At 43.9% G+C, this 17,177-nt stretch carries 13 protein-coding genes and 1 pseudogene; 10 read left to right on the forward strand and 4 right to left on the reverse strand.

Annotated features, from left to right (window positions below; genetic code table 11):
• Window positions 1-476 precede the first annotated feature (476 nt).
• Both HUG15_RS09355 and HUG15_RS09360 read right to left on the reverse strand, forming a co-directional pair.
• The gene (locus HUG15_RS09355; protein ID WP_200128380.1) at window positions 477-1,253 is read right to left on the reverse strand and encodes an SDR family NAD(P)-dependent oxidoreductase; all 777 of its coding nucleotides are present in this window, start codon (window positions 1,251-1,253) and stop codon (window positions 477-479) included.
• Between the two features lie 251 nt (window positions 1,254-1,504).
• Window positions 1,505-3,085 (reverse strand): BCCT family transporter, encoded by a 1,581-nt coding sequence (locus tag HUG15_RS09360; protein WP_200128381.1) that lies wholly within the window; start codon window positions 3,083-3,085, stop codon window positions 1,505-1,507.
• 1,010 nt (window positions 3,086-4,095) lie between these two features.
• Between HUG15_RS09360 and HUG15_RS09365 the strand changes: the two genes are divergently transcribed.
• The 6 genes from HUG15_RS09365 (at window position 4,096) to HUG15_RS09390 (ending at window position 12,547) form a co-directional block, all read left to right on the forward strand.
• Window positions 4,096-4,428, forward strand: coding sequence for an HAD family hydrolase (locus HUG15_RS09365; protein ID WP_200128382.1), 333 nt, complete (start codon window positions 4,096-4,098; stop codon window positions 4,426-4,428).
• A 483-nt stretch (window positions 4,429-4,911) separates the two neighbouring features.
• Entirely contained in the window at window positions 4,912-5,439 is a 528-nt protein-coding gene (locus HUG15_RS09370) for a TetR/AcrR family transcriptional regulator (RefSeq protein ID WP_200128383.1), read from the forward strand.
• A gap of 951 nt (window positions 5,440-6,390) precedes the next feature.
• On the forward strand, window positions 6,391-8,538 hold the full coding sequence (locus tag HUG15_RS09375) for a hydantoinase/oxoprolinase family protein (RefSeq protein WP_200128384.1): 2,148 nt from the start codon (window positions 6,391-6,393) through the stop codon (window positions 8,536-8,538).
• Between the two features lie 63 nt (window positions 8,539-8,601).
• Complete coding sequence (locus tag HUG15_RS09380; RefSeq protein WP_200128385.1) at window positions 8,602-10,794, forward strand: hydantoinase B/oxoprolinase family protein; 2,193 nt, start codon at window positions 8,602-8,604, stop codon at window positions 10,792-10,794.
• A 9-nt stretch (window positions 10,795-10,803) separates the two neighbouring features.
• Complete coding sequence (locus HUG15_RS09385; protein WP_425504033.1) at window positions 10,804-11,319, forward strand: acetone carboxylase subunit gamma; 516 nt, start codon at window positions 10,804-10,806, stop codon at window positions 11,317-11,319.
• Window positions 11,320-11,665: 346 nt separating this feature from the next.
• The gene (locus tag HUG15_RS09390) at window positions 11,666-12,547 is read left to right on the forward strand and encodes a beta-keto acid cleavage family enzyme (protein ID WP_200128386.1); all 882 of its coding nucleotides are present in this window, start codon (window positions 11,666-11,668) and stop codon (window positions 12,545-12,547) included.
• Between the two features lie 80 nt (window positions 12,548-12,627).
• Here the strand turns inward: HUG15_RS09390 and HUG15_RS22980 are convergent.
• A pseudogene (locus HUG15_RS22980) lies at window positions 12,628-13,439 on the reverse strand (transposase); the annotation flags it as partial.
• Here HUG15_RS22980 and HUG15_RS23630 point away from each other — a divergent pair.
• From HUG15_RS23630 to HUG15_RS23635, 3 genes are all read left to right on the forward strand, one after another.
• Entirely contained in the window at window positions 13,382-13,627 is a 246-nt protein-coding gene (locus HUG15_RS23630) for a DUF2437 domain-containing protein (protein WP_425504035.1), read from the forward strand. The pseudogene HUG15_RS22980 and the gene HUG15_RS23630 sit on opposite strands and share 58 nt — an antisense overlap.
• Window positions 13,628-13,738: 111 nt before the next feature.
• On the forward strand, window positions 13,739-13,882 hold the full coding sequence (locus HUG15_RS23350; protein ID WP_200128389.1) for a fumarylacetoacetate hydrolase family protein: 144 nt from the start codon (window positions 13,739-13,741) through the stop codon (window positions 13,880-13,882).
• On the forward strand, window positions 13,876-14,091 hold the full coding sequence (locus tag HUG15_RS23635; protein ID WP_200128390.1) for a fumarylacetoacetate hydrolase family protein: 216 nt from the start codon (window positions 13,876-13,878) through the stop codon (window positions 14,089-14,091). Before HUG15_RS23350 ends, HUG15_RS23635 begins: the two co-directional genes overlap by 7 nt.
• A 256-nt stretch (window positions 14,092-14,347) precedes the next feature.
• Here the strand turns inward: HUG15_RS23635 and pdxR are convergent, their stop codons facing one another.
• Complete coding sequence (pdxR, locus tag HUG15_RS09415) at window positions 14,348-15,763, reverse strand: MocR-like pyridoxine biosynthesis transcription factor PdxR (protein ID WP_200128391.1); 1,416 nt, start codon at window positions 15,761-15,763, stop codon at window positions 14,348-14,350.
• Between the two features lie 119 nt (window positions 15,764-15,882).
• Between pdxR and gabT the strand changes: the two genes are divergently transcribed.
• A complete protein-coding gene (gabT, locus tag HUG15_RS09420) occupies window positions 15,883-17,166 on the forward strand; it encodes a 4-aminobutyrate--2-oxoglutarate transaminase (RefSeq protein ID WP_200128392.1) in 1,284 nt (427 codons plus the stop codon).
• The last annotated feature ends 11 nt before the right edge of the window (window positions 17,167-17,177 follow it).

Here is a 17,177-nt window from a genome sequence, read left to right on the forward strand (position 1 = left end):
GTTAGCATGATAAACCCGGTTATAAATATCCCCACACCATTCCAATGATACATATAATACTGACGACAACCATCCCGAAGACATCTTTCCTATTGAAAGGTTTGCCATAATCATAGGAGGGGTCTTTAATTACCTGTAACCTTTTATCAATTTCTTTTTTATATTCTTCATCAAAATGACTAATAGTTAAAACACTCCTCATAAAATATGTTTTGCTACATCCGCAGCTATATATCATGCTTAAAACAAACGGTCTTATAAATAAACATAATAGGGGGCTTATCTATGATATAAAACAGGACCTGAACCTAATATTGCCCTGATAAAAATACATATCACTGTACTGGCTAATGCAAGCCCCCATATATCTCCCCTATATTCATTTCATAGATAGCTCGAAAATGCGTTCACCATCGTACAGCAATGCGGGCCCACACCAAACGGTCGAATAATGTCTGAAATCGGGGAGCGCCAAATTAATTCGAACTTGCTGATACGCCACCATCAATTCGATATTGGCTACCTGTGATAAAGGAACTGTCATCAGACGCTAAGAATAAAACTAATTTGGCAATATCAGCCGCCTCGGCATATCTTCCTAATGGAATGACTTGCTCATACTGTTGCTTTCTCTCCATAGCCCCGTCTGGATTTTCACCTTCTTCTAACGATCGCATCATTCTCGTATTTACACTTGTAGGGTGGATGGAATTCACACGTACATTTTCATTGGCTACTTCAAGCGCAGCAGTTTTTGTCAGTCCAACGACAGCATGTTTTGAAGCAACGTAAGGTGATATTCCAGCCTCTCCTGCCCATCCAGCATCAGAAGAGGTATTAATGACACTTCCGGTTTTATTCTCTTTCATGATTGGTAAAACATATTTTAAGCCTAAAAAAACGCCCCGGGCATTGACACTCATAACCTTATCGAAGTCATCTATCGATTGATCGATCAAGGGAGACACTTTGCCTTCAATCCCAGCGTTATTAAAGAAAATATCAATCGATCTAAAATGTTCAATTGCTTTATTCACATAATTGATGACATCCGACTCTTGGCTGACATCAGCTTGAACCGTGATGACCTCACCGTATTTTTCAAGTTCTACCTTTGCATTTTCAAGGGATGTTTGTGATAAATCTACTAATACAACTTTAGCACCTTGATGTAAAAATAACCTTGCTGTTTCCTTACCAATCTCGCCTGCCCCTCCTGTAACGATTACAACCTTATCTGTCAAGTTAGTCATTGTGATTAACCTCCTGTTAAATTCTGTTTGTCATACGTTTTGATTTTACTCTTTTAATTAACGCGTTTTATTCGACAAGGGATCAAGCAAACCACCTTTGCTAACATCTGGCCCCCTTTTTGAGATTCTCTAATGTTAGATATGCGACTTTTCGAACGGACTTAAACTTCCTATGCTATTCCCATAACCGTCTATCCGGTTTTTTATCAATCGAAAATTAGATAGGGCTTATAGGAACTAAAATATACGCTTTAATTATTTATATTGCGTCCCTTTTCAACAAACATGTCATCTTCTTGATCAGCTATCCTTTTTCTATGCGATTTGTCTTCACCAAAATCTTCTTTGACAGATTTAATAAAGGACATAGTCACCAAAGCAAATACCAATATCATAGGGACCCCTACAATAACGGAAGATAATTGAACTGCCTCTAATCCACCTATATACATTATAAATATACCTACGACTCCCAGAATAAGTGCCCATGATAACCTGTGGATACGGGCAGGCTGTCCTGTATGATCTAATTTATTACTGGCTATGGAGGCTAGAATAAAGGAAGCGGCGTCAAAGGTTGTTGCGGAAAATACTATATAGACGACAATTAGTAGTGCTATTATGATTGCACTCAAAGGTAATGTATTCATAACTGCCACTACAGCATCCGTTTCTCCTTCATTAACCATTATTGAATTGACTGGAACTAGGTTGGATAACTCAAGGTTTAAGCCGTAGTTTCCATAGACACTAAAAAATATCCAAGTTCCCACTGGACCTACGAGGCATTGGGTTAAGATCAACTGTCTGATCGTACGGCCTTTAGAAACCCTGGCCGTAAACAAGCCTATTAATGATGCATAACCGATCCACCACGCCCAATAAAAAACAGTCCATGCTTGGGGAAATCCTTCGTTGCGAATGGCGTCTAGGTTCAATCCCATTCGAAAAAAATCATTAAACATTGTACCTAAAGCTTGTATGGAATTATCTAACATAAAGATGCTAGGTCCTATCATAAACACGATAGCAGTGATTACGATAACGATGATTATATTAAAATTAGAGAGTCTTTTAATTCCTTTATTAAGACCAACATATACACTTGTACCAAATATAATCACCCAGAGAGCGATAACAATGACTAATAATCCAAATGTGACAGGAATATTAAACAACTCACCTATAAATCGTGCCACCATGGGGGCTACTAAGCCTATACTTGTTCCTACCACCCCAATCAAACCAATCATCGTTATAATATCGATAATTCTACCAACTACCCCGTCGGAGTGTTTTCCTAGTACAGGTCTGCACACAACACTAAGTTTTAATTGAGGTATTTTTCTTACATAAAGGGCGTATGCGATCGGAATACTGGGTAGGGCATAAATAGCCCATGCAAGAATGCCCCAGTGAAAAAAACTATAAGGAATTGCCCACTCTGCAGCGCTTAATGACCCTGGTTCTATTCCAAAAGGGGGTTCATTAAAAAAATAAAATGGTTCCATCACAGATTCATACATAATCTCCGCGCCTATTCCAGTGGTGAAAATCATCGCAAACCAACTAAACGTTGAAAACTCTGGTTTATCGTCGGGGTCCCCTAATTTGATGCGACCCAGCCGACCAAAAACTAACCAAATAAAAAAAACCAGTATCGCAAAAGGAAATAACAGATAGAGCCATCCAAAATTACTCGTGATGAAATCTAATGTTGCGCCTACAACATTTTCCGTAGCCGAAGGATTTACTGCAATAGGTGTTAACACAAATAATAAAAGGACTAAAACTGGCCAAATTATTTTGTGATCTAAGTTCAAGTTTTTCACGTTATTAACTCCCTTTAAAATTGATCGTTTGCTTCAATTCGGTATCGTTATACTTAGTTTTACACATTTTGATCTTGCACGAATTAAAAAGTCTGCATTATAGATTATGAAATTTGAAATTTCAACATAATTTTTCCCTGTTTCTTCTTTGTAACCTTTAAGTATATCGACATCAGAAATACGCTTCCCATACTGGTACCTTATTTCGTCTTAAGCGATGATGCCAAATCTCATCTTGGTCGTCCTTGTTATTTTCATTTATCTTTAGGTTGTTGGGCTACGATATGATCGGGTATGTATTGGAATAGTGATGATTTTTGTAAGTTTAGAGCTGTGGGCTTCCGCTTTAGTAAGGTCTTACTTTTCCAATTTTTCGACCTTAACGTAACTGACCATCCGGATGGTTATCATGCTAGATCATTACGTCAAAAAAAACAAGCCTAAATTATTGACGATATATATTGAATATGTTAGATATAAAAAGATAACAAGCGAAATGTTAAGCTGATCAAAAATTTTGGTCCATTAATTTTCCTATTTGGGTAAAGACTGATTGATAATTTTTTTGAGTTTATATTTATGGGAGGAGAGAAAGATAAAGTATGGAAAGAGGTAATTTAATAGGCTGAAAAACTGTCACGAGCAAACTTGTCGCAACTAGGAGCAGCCGTCAAAATTGGAATCTAATGGAGTGAAAGTCTCCTGTCATCAATTGACGATATGGATGATTAGCATATTCAATGCGTGGGAAGGTAACAACCACGCATGAACATCATTCATTTGAGTTTCTCTTATCGATCCACTTTACTTGAAATATCATTGAATCTGTGAATTTTCACATGGTGGACCGTCGTCTCTGATGATTCGTTTCGTCAATGTTCATCGTTTTATTGTCGGTAAACTTGACTTCTTTAGACAATTTATATAATATTTTAACAAGTTCCCCATTATAAGTTTTTATATAAAGCGAGGTGATGAAGTTTTGGCTGAACTGCAAGTGAATAACCATCATGGCTGTTGTCACATCCGATGACACTGATATTGCCGGGCAGCATTTACATTTATTGAATATCCATCATTTTTTTCAAAGTATTATAGGGTCTGACCAAATTGAACGGCCTAAACCCTTTCCCGACATTGGGCATAGAGCGTGTAAAGAATTAATGATTGATCCCCGACATGCTGCTGTATTTGGTGATACAAACGGTGATATGCATTTGGGTGAAAATTTGAATGCAAAAGTCAATGTCGGAATCGTTGCTCACGACGCCGATATGAATGCTTGGCATTTAACGTATGCTGATCATATTATTCGTGACTATGAAAAATTATCGATTACATAAACGAGTAAAATGATCCATCGGAAAAAGGGTTTCACTAAAATCTATAACTGAAAAAATATGATAATGAAAAGTATTAAATGAGTTAACCATAGATTTTGGTGTCGCCTTTACGAATAGACAGAATGCCGCTAACCATCAACGGTCACCGTTGGAACCGTGATGGTGAAAGCTATTCCCTCGCTTATTCACGGATCCATGATATTTCCTTTCAATACGAATTGTTGAATCATTCCCTTTCCCCCATTTAAAAAGTAGAAAACTGTTGAGTCGAGATGGAAACCAATCCTATGGTGGAAATTTGAAGAAGTCTATAAAGCATCCTTGATCCATCATTTGAAACAATTTTGTGTTCTATCTTTGGGAAGCAATATCATCTGTTGTGAGCATTTTAATCTGCCTATAAGTTTAAATAAACTTGTATTTATTGACAGAAAACCGAATAGACGGTTATGGTTATAGAAATTGTATGGGAGGTACATGTGCGTGTCGAAAAAAATGGATGATGAGTTACTAGAAGCAACCCAGCGTGTGATCAACGAAAGAGGAGTTGCATATTTGACAATAGAAAATGTCGCAAAAGAGGCAGGTGTTAGTAAGGGTGGTTTGCTTTATCACTTTCCGAGTAAAAGCGCGTTAATTGAAGGCGTAATTAAAGAAGTGTTAGAGCGTTATTCGGAAGAAATGGAAAATCTCAACACGAATGATACGGATACTGGGCATTTTTTAAGATCCTATGCTGAAGCATCATTGAATAATCCACAGCAATTGACTGCAGGCTTATTAGCGGCAATTGCAACAGACAAAGAACTATTAAAACCCGTACAAAATAACTATCGAGAATGGCAAGAAAGAATTGAAAATGATGGTTTGGATCCGATCATGGCAACGATCTACAGACTTGCTATTGATGGGTTATGGTTCTGTGATATATTTGGGTTAGCACCACCAGAAGAAGCGCATAGAAGGGATGTATTGGAAAAATTATATCGTCTAACACGAGAAACATCATAGTAATATGATGTTGTCTTTTACCTAGCAGATGCTGTCAAGTGTGTTTACTGACAGTATCTGCTGTTTGATATGATGAACTGTCGATGATAACAGGGGATAAAAAGTCAAAATTGTTTATGTGAAAAAACATACCTCAATTCTTAATATCCGATCGGTCATATTGGCGAACCAAATGATATTGCTAAAGATCGAATGAGTGAAGACTCCAAATTTGTATCGGCTCAGAACTTGGGATTTGCCGGAGGTTGTAGTGATTAGAAATCGTTAGGTCAGCATTATTCGTTATCGGAGAAGCCTTATCGATGTCATATTTCAGGTCATAACAAAAAAAGCATTCGTATATTGACAACTAACCGTATGGACGGTTAGTATATTTTATAGAAGGAGGGATCATTATAAAAATGGTTAATATGTTATAAAATTTTTGTGGATCACACGTATCAAAATTCCCTTAGCTATATCGACCTTATTAAATGCTTAGAACCCTATCATGATAAGGGGGGATTCATGCTGGGATGATTAGACGGAAAAGTGGCTTTGAACACTGGTGAAAGTTCGGGTTTAGGAGTCGCCACTGGCAAAAGGTAAATAAAGAAATCCTTTTGGCATGATACGATGGAAAAAATGAGTGGGAAAATTGTTGTTACGGGTCAGAACTTGAGTTTGACAAAGGTTATACGATTTGGTCATCAATGGATCGTTACGCGTTATGATCGGTGTAGTGTTTTGAGACTCATTCTCCAGAACTTCTCCGGAAAAACAACTGAAAAATTGAATTCAGTTAGAAAATATAAACGAATGTTTAAAAATGAAAGAAAAAATTAGTATATTGTCAACATGCCGTATGGATGGTTATTATATGATGAAAATAGATAACTACTTGAACGTCTAAAAGAATTAAAAAGACAGACGACATTAGTACTTAAGTTACAACGAAGGAAGAGGTGCGCTATGAAACAGACAAAACCACTCGTACTCGGTATCGATGCCGGTGGCACGATGACCGACACGATTCTCGTGGATAAACAGGGCAACTTTGCTGTCGGTAAGGCGCCGACCACGCCCGGTCACGAAGCAGAAGGGTTTATAGAATCTGCGCGAGACGCTACCGACCTCTGGAATCTGGATATAGATAAAACCTTTGAAGAGTTGGAAGTTATCCTATATTCAGGTACGGGCATGCTGAATACTTTGCTGTCCAGGACAGGCAAACGCATCGGGCTCATCGTGACGCGAGGGATGGAAGATGCCGTACTTATGGGAAGAGGAATGGAGTCATGGACGGGTTATTCATACCCAGACCGCTTGCATGCGGTTACTCATGCTCATCCTGATCCCCTACTGCCTCGTAGCCGGGTGCGCGGTGTTACCGAGCGTGTCGATCAGTTTGGCCAAGTGGTCATTCCCGCTTATGAGCACGAGGCTACAAGCGGTGTGAAAGAACTTTTAGAGCAGGATATTGAAGCGCTTTGCATATGCTGCATGTATTCCCACGTCAACCCTGAACATGAATTGCTAATTGGCGAAATGGCCCAGCGAGTCCTGGCGGAACAAGGTGTCGACATTCCGATTTACTTCAGTCATCAGCTTCGGCCGATCATTCGCGAGCAGTCTCGATTAAACAGTACGCTCATTGAGGCATATGCCACCGCCAAGGGTCGTGACCAGCTTTTAGGCGTTGAAGCAGCCGCTAAGCAACATGGTTTTTCACATAGTGTGCAAACGATGCTCTCATATGGAGGGCTTGCCAACGTGCGCTATCCCCGTCTTCATGAGACGATGATCTCGGGACCGGTCGGCGGCCTTTTGGGTGCCAAACATGTTGGTGAATTGGTCGGTGCGGACTCGGTGATCGTCAGTGATATGGGAGGGACGAGTTTTGATATCGGTGCCGTTACCCGCGGTAAGATCCCTATTGATAATGAGCCAACCTTGGCCCGATTTAAGCTGAATTTGCCAACGTTAGCGATGGATACCATCGGTGCCGGTGGCGGTACCATCGTCAAGGTGGATCCCTATACACACAAGGTTAGTTTAGGGCCCGAAAGCGCTGGCTCTGTTCCGGGTCCAGTGGCCATGGATATGGGAGGTACGGAACCGACCATTGCTGACTGTGACGCAGTCATGGGTCGCTTAAACCCGGATAACTTCCTCGGTGGCAAGGTCCGACTCAATATCGAGAAGGCAAAGCAGGTGCTGCAGGAAAAAGTGGCCGATCCCTTGGGCGTCGATGTGTATGAAGCGGCTGAAGGGATGGTGAATTTGCTGGAAATGGAAGCTAGATCTTCCATTGAATCCATCATTTCTACTCGTGGTGTTGATCCAAGTGAATACCATTTGATGTCTTATGGTGGATCTGGTCCGCTTCATATGGCCGAGTACAGCCGCGGTTTAGGTTTTAGCGGTGTCATGACATTTCCCTTTGCAGCAGCCTTTTCGGCTTTTGGCTGCACAACCGCGGATTATTTGCATCGACACAGTCAATCGGTCCATATTATGATCGACCCTGATGCGTCGGAGAAGGATCGGGATAAGGTTCGCCGACAGATTAATGAGATTTGGAACGAACTCGACGCCCATGCCAGAGATGAGTTGATCTCTGAAGGCCATGATTCAGATGCGGTCATCTGTGAGCCTTTTGCCATGATGCGGTATACCGGCCAATTGGAAGATGTTGAAGTGACGGCACCGGCAGTGAAATTGGAGTCGGATGATGACTTGCATCAGCTCACACAGGCTTTTGAGACCCTGTACGAAACGATCAACCGCAGTGTTTCCAACTATGGAGAAGCCGAAGCTGGCTTCACAATTATGGAACTTGGCTTAAGCGCACGCGTGGAAAAAGTGAAGCCGGAGCTAACTCGCCGCCCGTTGGGTTCCGCAGAACCTAAATCCGAAGCCAGCAAAGGGACACGGTTCATGTATTACAATCGTGCCTGGCATGAGGCGCAGCTATGGGAAATGGACATGTTGGAGCCAGGAAATGTGCTTGAAGGCCCCGCCATTGTGGAACACCCAGCTACGACTTTGGTCATCCCAACGGGGGATCGAGTTCGTGTAGATGAATGGACCATTTTGCATTATGAACATGGAGACTAAGCGCCAAAAACAGAGGGTTACGTGCTGTAGAACGTGGTTCAACCTGAAAAAAGGAGGATCCTTATGAATGACGCATCAAAAAACGAAACCATGACATTCAAGGAGCAGTTGCTCGAGTACGATCGTAAATTTCGTGAAACGGGCTGTTATGCCGGAATAACGGAATTGAAATACCGTGAGGATGATCCTCTACGCTATGAAAGCTTGCACACTAAGCTCCGTTCAATGACGATAGCCGCCCGGGAGATGGCCCGTAGCATTTCGGCTTCGCCCGGCGTACGAGAGGTGGGGGAAATGGTCGTGGCGTTGTATACGCCCGAAGGTGACGCGATCAGCCTCTCCACTGGAATTATGGTTCACGTACACACGATGAGCCGGTTTATCAAATGGATGATTCAAAATGGTTACGAGGAATCGCCAGGCATTTGTCCCGGTGACATTTTTGCCAACAATGACGCTTTCATCGGTACGGTTCAGGTTCCGGACGTGATGGTCGTCGTCCCAATCTTCTATGAGGGCGAGCTAGTCGGTTGGGCGGGGACAGTCGCCCACGAATTGGAGGTCGGCGGTATCACGCCGGGTGGTGACGTATACTTGGCTCAAGAACGCTTTACCGAGGGATTGTTCGTTACCGCTGAAAAAGTGGGCTACAATGATGAGTTGCGCCGGGATTATCTGATCCGGTTGGAGCGGAACCTTCGAATGCCCATCTATTGGATGTTCGACGACAAAGCGAAAGTTGCGGCTAACCTGGAATTACGGGATCAGGTAAAAGAGCTTATCGATGACGTCGGTTTGGACTACTACAAACGGGCGACCCGGGAATTCATTGAAGAAGGTCGCCGCGCGCAACTTTCGCGAGTGAAACAGCTTATGGTACCTGGGCGCTATCGGGGGCATACGTTTTATGGCCATCTTACCGAAGGTAAGCCCGGCATATTGCCCCTAAGTGACGGAAACCTGCTGTATTCTATCCCTCTCGAACTAGAGGTGAACGGTGACGGTCAGATGCACTTAGACTTCGAAGGCACCGGTTCTTGGGGGTATCACTCGATGAACTGTACGCCAGCGGGCATGGACGGTGGTTTGTTTGTCACCCTCACCCAGTCTATGAACTATGAAGGCAAGGTGAACGATGGAGCTTGGTTAGCCACCGATATGAATTTACCGTTGGGAACCTGGACCAATCCAGATCGTCACACTGTGGCGACGGCGACGTCCTGGGCGCTTCTGCTACCGGCCTTCGGTATTTTTCAGCGGTTGCTCAGCCGGGGTTTTGTAAGTCGAGGCTTCAAAGAAGAGGCATTTGTCGGTCAGGTCAACAGTCCAATGGTTGAAATGGGTGGTCAAAGCCAGTACGGCGATCAGTTCGGGATGGCTTTGTTTGAGTGCTCGGCAGCCGGAAGCGGCGCCCTCGGTATTAAAGACGGGATTGATACTGGGTATGTTGGCTGGAACCCCGAATCTGACATGGGGAATATGGAAGTGTGGGAACAGGGGATACCGATGCTCTATTTAGGCCGTAACATCACGGCCGATTCGGGCGGTCCCGGTCGCCACCGCGGTGGTACGTCCTTCACTTCGACGTGGCTCGTGCACAACACAGATGAATTGACGATAGCCACGTCAGAGCATTCCAGTCGCGTGTTTGATAACGCCGGCATGTGCGGCGGTTACCCGGCACCGACGGCACACAGGCACTTTACCGTGCGCAACAGCAACATCCAGCAGATCATCGATGAACAAAAACCGTTGCCGCACGAATTGGGTAACGATCCATATAAGAGCGACATGGAACGGTTGGTTGAGGGCGACATGAATGTGATAGAAGGTCCACATATTGATAAACCGTTGCAATCCGGTGATCTGTTTGCCCATTCATACAACGGTGGCGGCGGCTATGGCGATCCCATTGAACGTGACCCGTTGGAGATCGTGCGGGATGTAGAAAACGGCTATGTGACCGCGGAAATTGCCGAAAGGACCCATGCTGTCGTGCTTAACCATGATAAGGAACGTAATGCATGGCATGTCGACGAAGACGCAACTGCGTCTCTGCGGAAGAAAACTCGAAATGGCCGATTGAATAAGGCAGTTCCGGTTGAGGAATGGATCGAGTCCGAGCGTGAACGTGTGTTGGAAAGAGATTTCGTCACTGAAGTACGTAAGATGTATCAGGATACCATGGGCATTTCGAGCCGTTTTAACGAGGAATTTCGGGAATTCTGGCGGTTGCCCAAAGACTTTGTAATGTGAGGAGCGATGATGATGGCAAGCTATAATCACGACACTGTTCGTGACTTAATTGATGGCCGACTTCCTTGGCAGTCGACGCGATCCATTATGAGTCAGTATAAAGATGATGATCGGTTTTTCAAGTATATCGATATTCTTCAGGAACGAGTAACATTCAACGATCCGATCTTGTTGCCGATCGGTGAACATTTATATATTGTTGCCAAGCAGGGAGAGCCGCAAGGTGAGCGAGTCGTCAAATGCGGCTGTGGTTATGAGTTTGGTCACTACACTCAAAACTGGAAGCTGAAGGCCGCGATCAATGTTCGAGATGAAGAAGAGGAAATTGCTGAAATTTATCCTGGACGTCATAGCTATGATCCGGACTGGATGGAAATTCGCGAGTTTATTTGCCCGGGTTGTGCCACGTTGCTAGAAGTGGAGGCAGCGGCGCCGGGATACCCGATCGTTTTTGATTTTCTGCCAGACTTAGAGACGTTTTACCGCGATTGGCTCGGTCAAGAGCTACCAGCCGAGACCAGGTGATGAAAACAACGCTCGTCTTTTAATAGAACTTGTCCTTAAAGGGCGAAGTTCACTAGCAAAGAGTAACCATCCGGGGATTGGAATCTAAGGGTGGTTACTGCTTTTGGTGTCGTCGTTTTTTGCATCCCCGCCGTAAGTGATTGTAAGCAGTGATTAAATGATCGGAGGTCGGCGAGGGGGCAAAGTCAATGATACCCCGCACGTTTTTATTGCTCATGAGTCGACCGTGTAACAGAAGCAAGGATGTCTCATTGGTTAGAGACTTGAGAAACTGAACGGTGCAAACTGTTCTAAGGATACCAATATAAAAGCGCATCGTGTTTTGCTTAACAAGGGAGGATTCTTAATGGCCAAAACGATTATTACGGCAGCAGTGACTGGGGCAGGGGAGACGACTGAGAAAAGCCCGCACGTTCCAATCACGCCAAAGGAGATTGCGGACGCAGCCATCGAATCAGCAAAAGCAGGCGCAGCAATCGTTCATATTCATGTGCGTAATCCCGAAACGGGAAGATTGAGTCATGATCCAAAGCTATTTCAGGAGGTTGTAGATCGCATTCGTGATTCAGAGATTGATGTGGTCATTAATATAACAGCGGGCGGCGGAGGGGACTTTGTGCCTGATTTAGATAACCCAACCCAAGGGGGTGCTGGAACTGATATCCAAACCCCGGAAGAACGTCATGAACCTGTGGGGAAATTATTCCCGGAAATATGCACGCTCGACTGTGGCAGTATCAATTTCGGTGATCAAGTGTACCTGGGTCCAGCCGGTTGGTTGCGTGAACATGCAACGCTTATCCAACAAAGTGGCGTAAAACCCGAGCTGGAGATATTTGATACAGGACAGCTGCGTTTGGCTAATCAGCTCTATTATGATGGATTAATTGATGGAAATCCAATGTACCAGTTCTGCTTGGGTATACCTTGGGGAGCTGCGGCAGATGTCGAAACCATAACCTATATGCGAGACCGAATCGTTGATGGGGCAAGTTGGTCCGCTTTTGGCATCGGTCGTATGCAATTGCCGATGGTGGCTCAGGCCGCGCTACTTGGTGGAAATGTCCGCGTGGGTTTGGAAGATAACTTGTATCTTGAAAAAGGGGTACTTGGTACAAATGCTCAGTTGGTGGACAAGGCTGTCGATATTCTTCAAGGCGTTAATGTCGAGCCTATGACTCCTCGGGAAGCTCGTGAAACCTTACAACTTCGGACGTTTAAAAATTAAAAAGAGTTTTTTGAATAAAATAAGGTTGTCGTTTATGGGGCTCAAGATGGTTATAGACTAAAAGTTATGGAAAGAACTGCAAAATCCGACGTTCCATAAGCCTTATCAGCTGATAAGGTTTGAATACGGATGTGCGGATGTTTGAAGCGCATAGAAGCCAATTGTTGCAGCGTAACCTCTCGTTCAGCCGTTCCGGAAGCAACACTTGCATCTGTATCCAAATCACCCCGGATACCGTATCCGTCAAGTTATGACCAAGATAACGCAGGTACGTTCCTGTCCTTTGCTTTTTCTATACAAGCGCGCATCCGGAACGATGGTGCTGCGATGGGTTTGATTGGAAAAGGTTTTGCCATGAAAATCTTCATGATGGGCCTGTTCTTCGAGCTCATCGGAGGACTTGCCCCATGTGGATGGGACGAAGGCGGTTGATCATCATCGTCGTTGGTTTCTTTGGATGCTCCTAACGTTTGCTCATCCTTTTCTTCCAAATCTGCCAAGTAATCTTCAATGGTTTGGACCGGAGCCAGTTCCCTTTTTTTCAAACTGTGGATAGAAGCATTCGCACGCACCTGGTTCCCATCCGAACCAGCATGCACTTCAGGACGAACGAGCCCGGAAGCTATGCATTGATCGACCACATGCACCATGACTTGTTCAAAAATACCATGATGTCGCCAAGGGTTGTCCGATCAGGCAGGGATGATTCAAAATCCAGACCACAAAACCACAAATAACCCGCATGCATGGGGAGTAAATGAAAAAGCTCCCGTTCGGAATGATCGAAGAAATAGTCCAGCACCACAAGACGCACCACGAGCTCGGCGCGCATCGATGGACGTCCCATTCGTTGGGTATATAGGGGCTTCACCCATTCATGGACTACCGACCATAAATGGTGAATTCCTGTCTATCACGACTCGACTTTTTCACCGGATTTCTAGTGGGAGGATTAAAGAAATAGAGGGAGATATTTACGATCGATGGGAATATACGGATCGAAGTTTCAGCCAAGAAGATGTTCAGCTACTTTCTCCGAGAGTTCCAAATCAAATAATTGGCATTGCGCAAACTTTGTAGCTGAGGAGGAGAGTATACCAAAAAAATCCGAATATTCCTTTATCTATTCAAGCCGACATCATCGGTGATAGGACCGGGGGGAGAAATTATCATCCTCCGGATATCGACGAGATGAAATTCGAATCTGAGCTCGCCGCTGAGATCGGAAAAGAGGCTAAAAATATTAGCAAAGATCAGGTATTGAACCATATTTTCGGATACGCGATAAGTAATGATGTGACCGCCCCGCAATATTTTCATGAAGACGGATGGTAGGAAAATCATTTGATACGTTCACACCGTTAGGATCGTATTTAGAAACAGAGTTGGATCCTTTAAACGCAAGGATTGAGGCAAGGGTCGGCCATGTTGAAAAACAAAACAGTCCAATCAATTTAATGATTGTTCCTATTAAGGACATGGTCGCTTACTTATCAAGTGTCATGACCTTAAAAAAGGGAGCGGTAATGAGAGAAATTGGATAACACGTGTTTTGCACAAAAAATTAACGGATATCTAACGAGTGTGGGATTTTAAAACTATTGTGTGCCGGTGCCAAGAAGAGAATCCTCTATAAATAAATGTTGAATCAGAGAACAACCTTGAACTTGAAAAGATGATACGTGAAATCAGGAAACAGTATAAGGAAAGGCAGGGATGGCGACGCAAGAACTGATTGAGAATATATCCCCAAAAGGGTTTAAGAAAGATAATGTCGTAATAAAAAAGTTTAACTTTTTATCATCTCAATCCATGCCCCTTAGGAAAACAACACCGACACAACGCCTCCACCGCTTCATCAATCTCCTCCGGTTTTAATTTTGCAAAGCCGATGATCAGTGTCGCCGGTATGCTTCCCGATGCTTTTTGCATAAAACGTTGAATGGAATATAGTTCAAGGTCCATCTTTTCCGCTCGCTCTATAATCGCTTCGATTGGTTCCTCTATATCCAAATGCAACAAAAAGTGCAAGCCGGCTTTTTCTCCTTCCACCTGAACGCGTGATCCGAAATGTTGCTGTATCGCAGCGATCAGCTTTTCTCTCAGCTCTTTATAGTATTTGCTCATGCGTTTAATGTGCTTATCATAGTCGCCACTTTTCAGAAAACGAGCCAGGGTCAATTGCGTGAGAACGGAAGTCGTTTGCATAAAATGTAGCCCTTTTTCTTTGAAAATATCGATCAACCCCAACGGCAATGCCATGTAACTCATCCTAAGATCTGGAAGTAGTGATTTCGAAAAAGAGTCGATATATATTACTTTTTCATTGACGTCCAAGCTTTGTAATGAAGGAATGATGTCTCCCTCGTATTTAAACTCGGAATCATAATCATCTTCGATCACATATCTATTTTCCGTTTCATAGCACCAATGAAGCAATTCTGTTCGGCGTGACACCGGCATAATCGATCCTGTCGGCATTTGGTGGGAAGGGGTGACGATCGCGATATTCGCAGGTGTTTTCCGTAATTTTTCTACTTCTATGCCACGCTCATCCACAGGTACGTGATAGACGGGGGTACCCATCGTTTTTAACAAGGAACTGAGGCGATGATACCCTGGTTCTTCGATGGCAAACGGTTCGCTTTCGGCAATAACCATTAGGAATAGCTGCAAGAGCCATTGCATGCTCGCGCCGATGACAATTTGTTCGGGTTCACAGATGACCCCGCGCGTATGCCGGATTTTATTGGCCACAATTTCCCGTAGTTTATAGATGCCTTGGGGATGGTTAATATCTGAAAGCAAAGCTTTATCTTCGCTCATCGCTTTCTGCTCACTTTGGTGCCAATCATGAAAAGGAAAAAGGGAAGCGTCCACGCCCATGTGGGAGAAGGAATAACGATACGATTTCGGGCGAGTTTCCGATAATTTGGGGTCGAGCTTCTTTTCTACGTTTAGAGGGCGAATCGGATGGATCGTTTCCACGAAATAACCGCTTCGTTCTTTCGTGTATAAATACCCTTCCGCGATCAGTTGACTATAAGCAGAAAGGACACTGTTTTGGCTAACGTTCAATGATGTCGCTAGCGTCCGTTTTGAAGGCAGTTTAGTTTCAGCCGCCAACGTTCCTTGCAAAATTTCATTTTTTATCCATTCATAAATTTGTTTATAAACAGGAAGTGAATGGTCTCGATCAATCGGGATATGAAGCATGCTAACCTCCAACTGGTACCATTATAAATTTAAAATTGGTACTGTTAAGGATATCAAAAAACGCTTACAATGACAAAAACATTGATTCATGAAAGCGCTATAAATGAGGAGGTTTTCATATGACTACTTGGCAAGAAAAAAGAGATCGTTATATTCCCAAAGGCGTGGGAAATGGCAATCGAGCAATTGCGAGCCACGGCAAAGGGGCAACGATTTACGATGAGGAAGAAAACGTCTACATTGATTTCGCCGGAGCGATCGGTGTCATGAATGTCGGGCATTCTCACCCAAAAGTCGTGGAAGCTGCCCAACAACAAATCGATAAAGTGGCTCATCCCGGCTTTAACGTCATCATGTATGACGGCTACATTAAGCTTGCCGAGCGTCTTTCCAAGCTCGCCCCGGGGGATTTTGATAAAAAAACACTATTGTTGAATAGCGGAGCCGAAGCAGTGGAGAACGCGGTGAAAATTGCGCGGAAAGCGACAGGCAGACAAGCGGTCGTGACGTTTAAACGCGGATTTCATGGTCGGACAAATATGACGATGGCTATGACCGGCAAGGTGAAACCATATAAATTTGGGTTTGGCCCTTTTGCACCTGAAGTCTACCATGCGCCTTATCCGTATATGTTTCGCAAGCCGGAAGAACAAGGCGATGACACCTATGTAAAGTCTGCGATCGATGATTTTGATTTATTTTTAAAAACGGAAGTGGCGCCTGAAGAAGTAGCGTGTGTTGTGATGGAGCCGGTGCAAGGGGAAGGCGGCTTTATCATTCCGCCGAAGGCTTTTGTGGAATATGTTGCGAAGCGCTGCCAAGAACACGGCATTCTTTTAGTGGCGGACGAGATCCAAACCGGGTTCGCACGTACCGGTGCTTGGTTCGCGAGTGAACATTTCGGTATTACACCTGATTTAATGACGCTATCAAAATCGTTAGCGGCCGGCTTTCCATTAAGTGCTGTTGTTGGAAAAGCTGACGTTATGGATGCGGCTAATCCTGGTGAACTAGGTGGAACATTCACAGGTAATGCTGTTGCGTGTCAAGCAGCTCTAGCTGTCTTGGATATCATTGAAGAAGAAAATTTAAATGAGCGTGCGGAAGTCGTCGGTCGTCAATTTGAAGATAAAGTTCGCACTTGGGAAGAGAAATATTCATTTGTTCGCGGTTTTCGCCGTTTAGGCGCGATGGCTGCTTTTGAAATCGTTAAAGGCGATGGAAAGACGCCGGATGCAGAGAAAACAGCCGCGATTTTAAAAGCCGCCAATGCTTCGGGACTTTTACTGCTTTCTTCAGGTTTGTACAGTAATGTCATACGTTTTCTAGCACCGGTCGTAATCACGGATAAAGAATTGGATAAAGGGTTAGAAATCCTTGAAGACGTATTGAAGCAACAGTGAGGGGGATCTAC

It is taken from the genome of Salicibibacter cibarius (assembly GCF_016495725.1).
Lineage (GTDB): Bacteria > Bacillota > Bacilli > Bacillales > Marinococcaceae > Salicibibacter > Salicibibacter cibarius.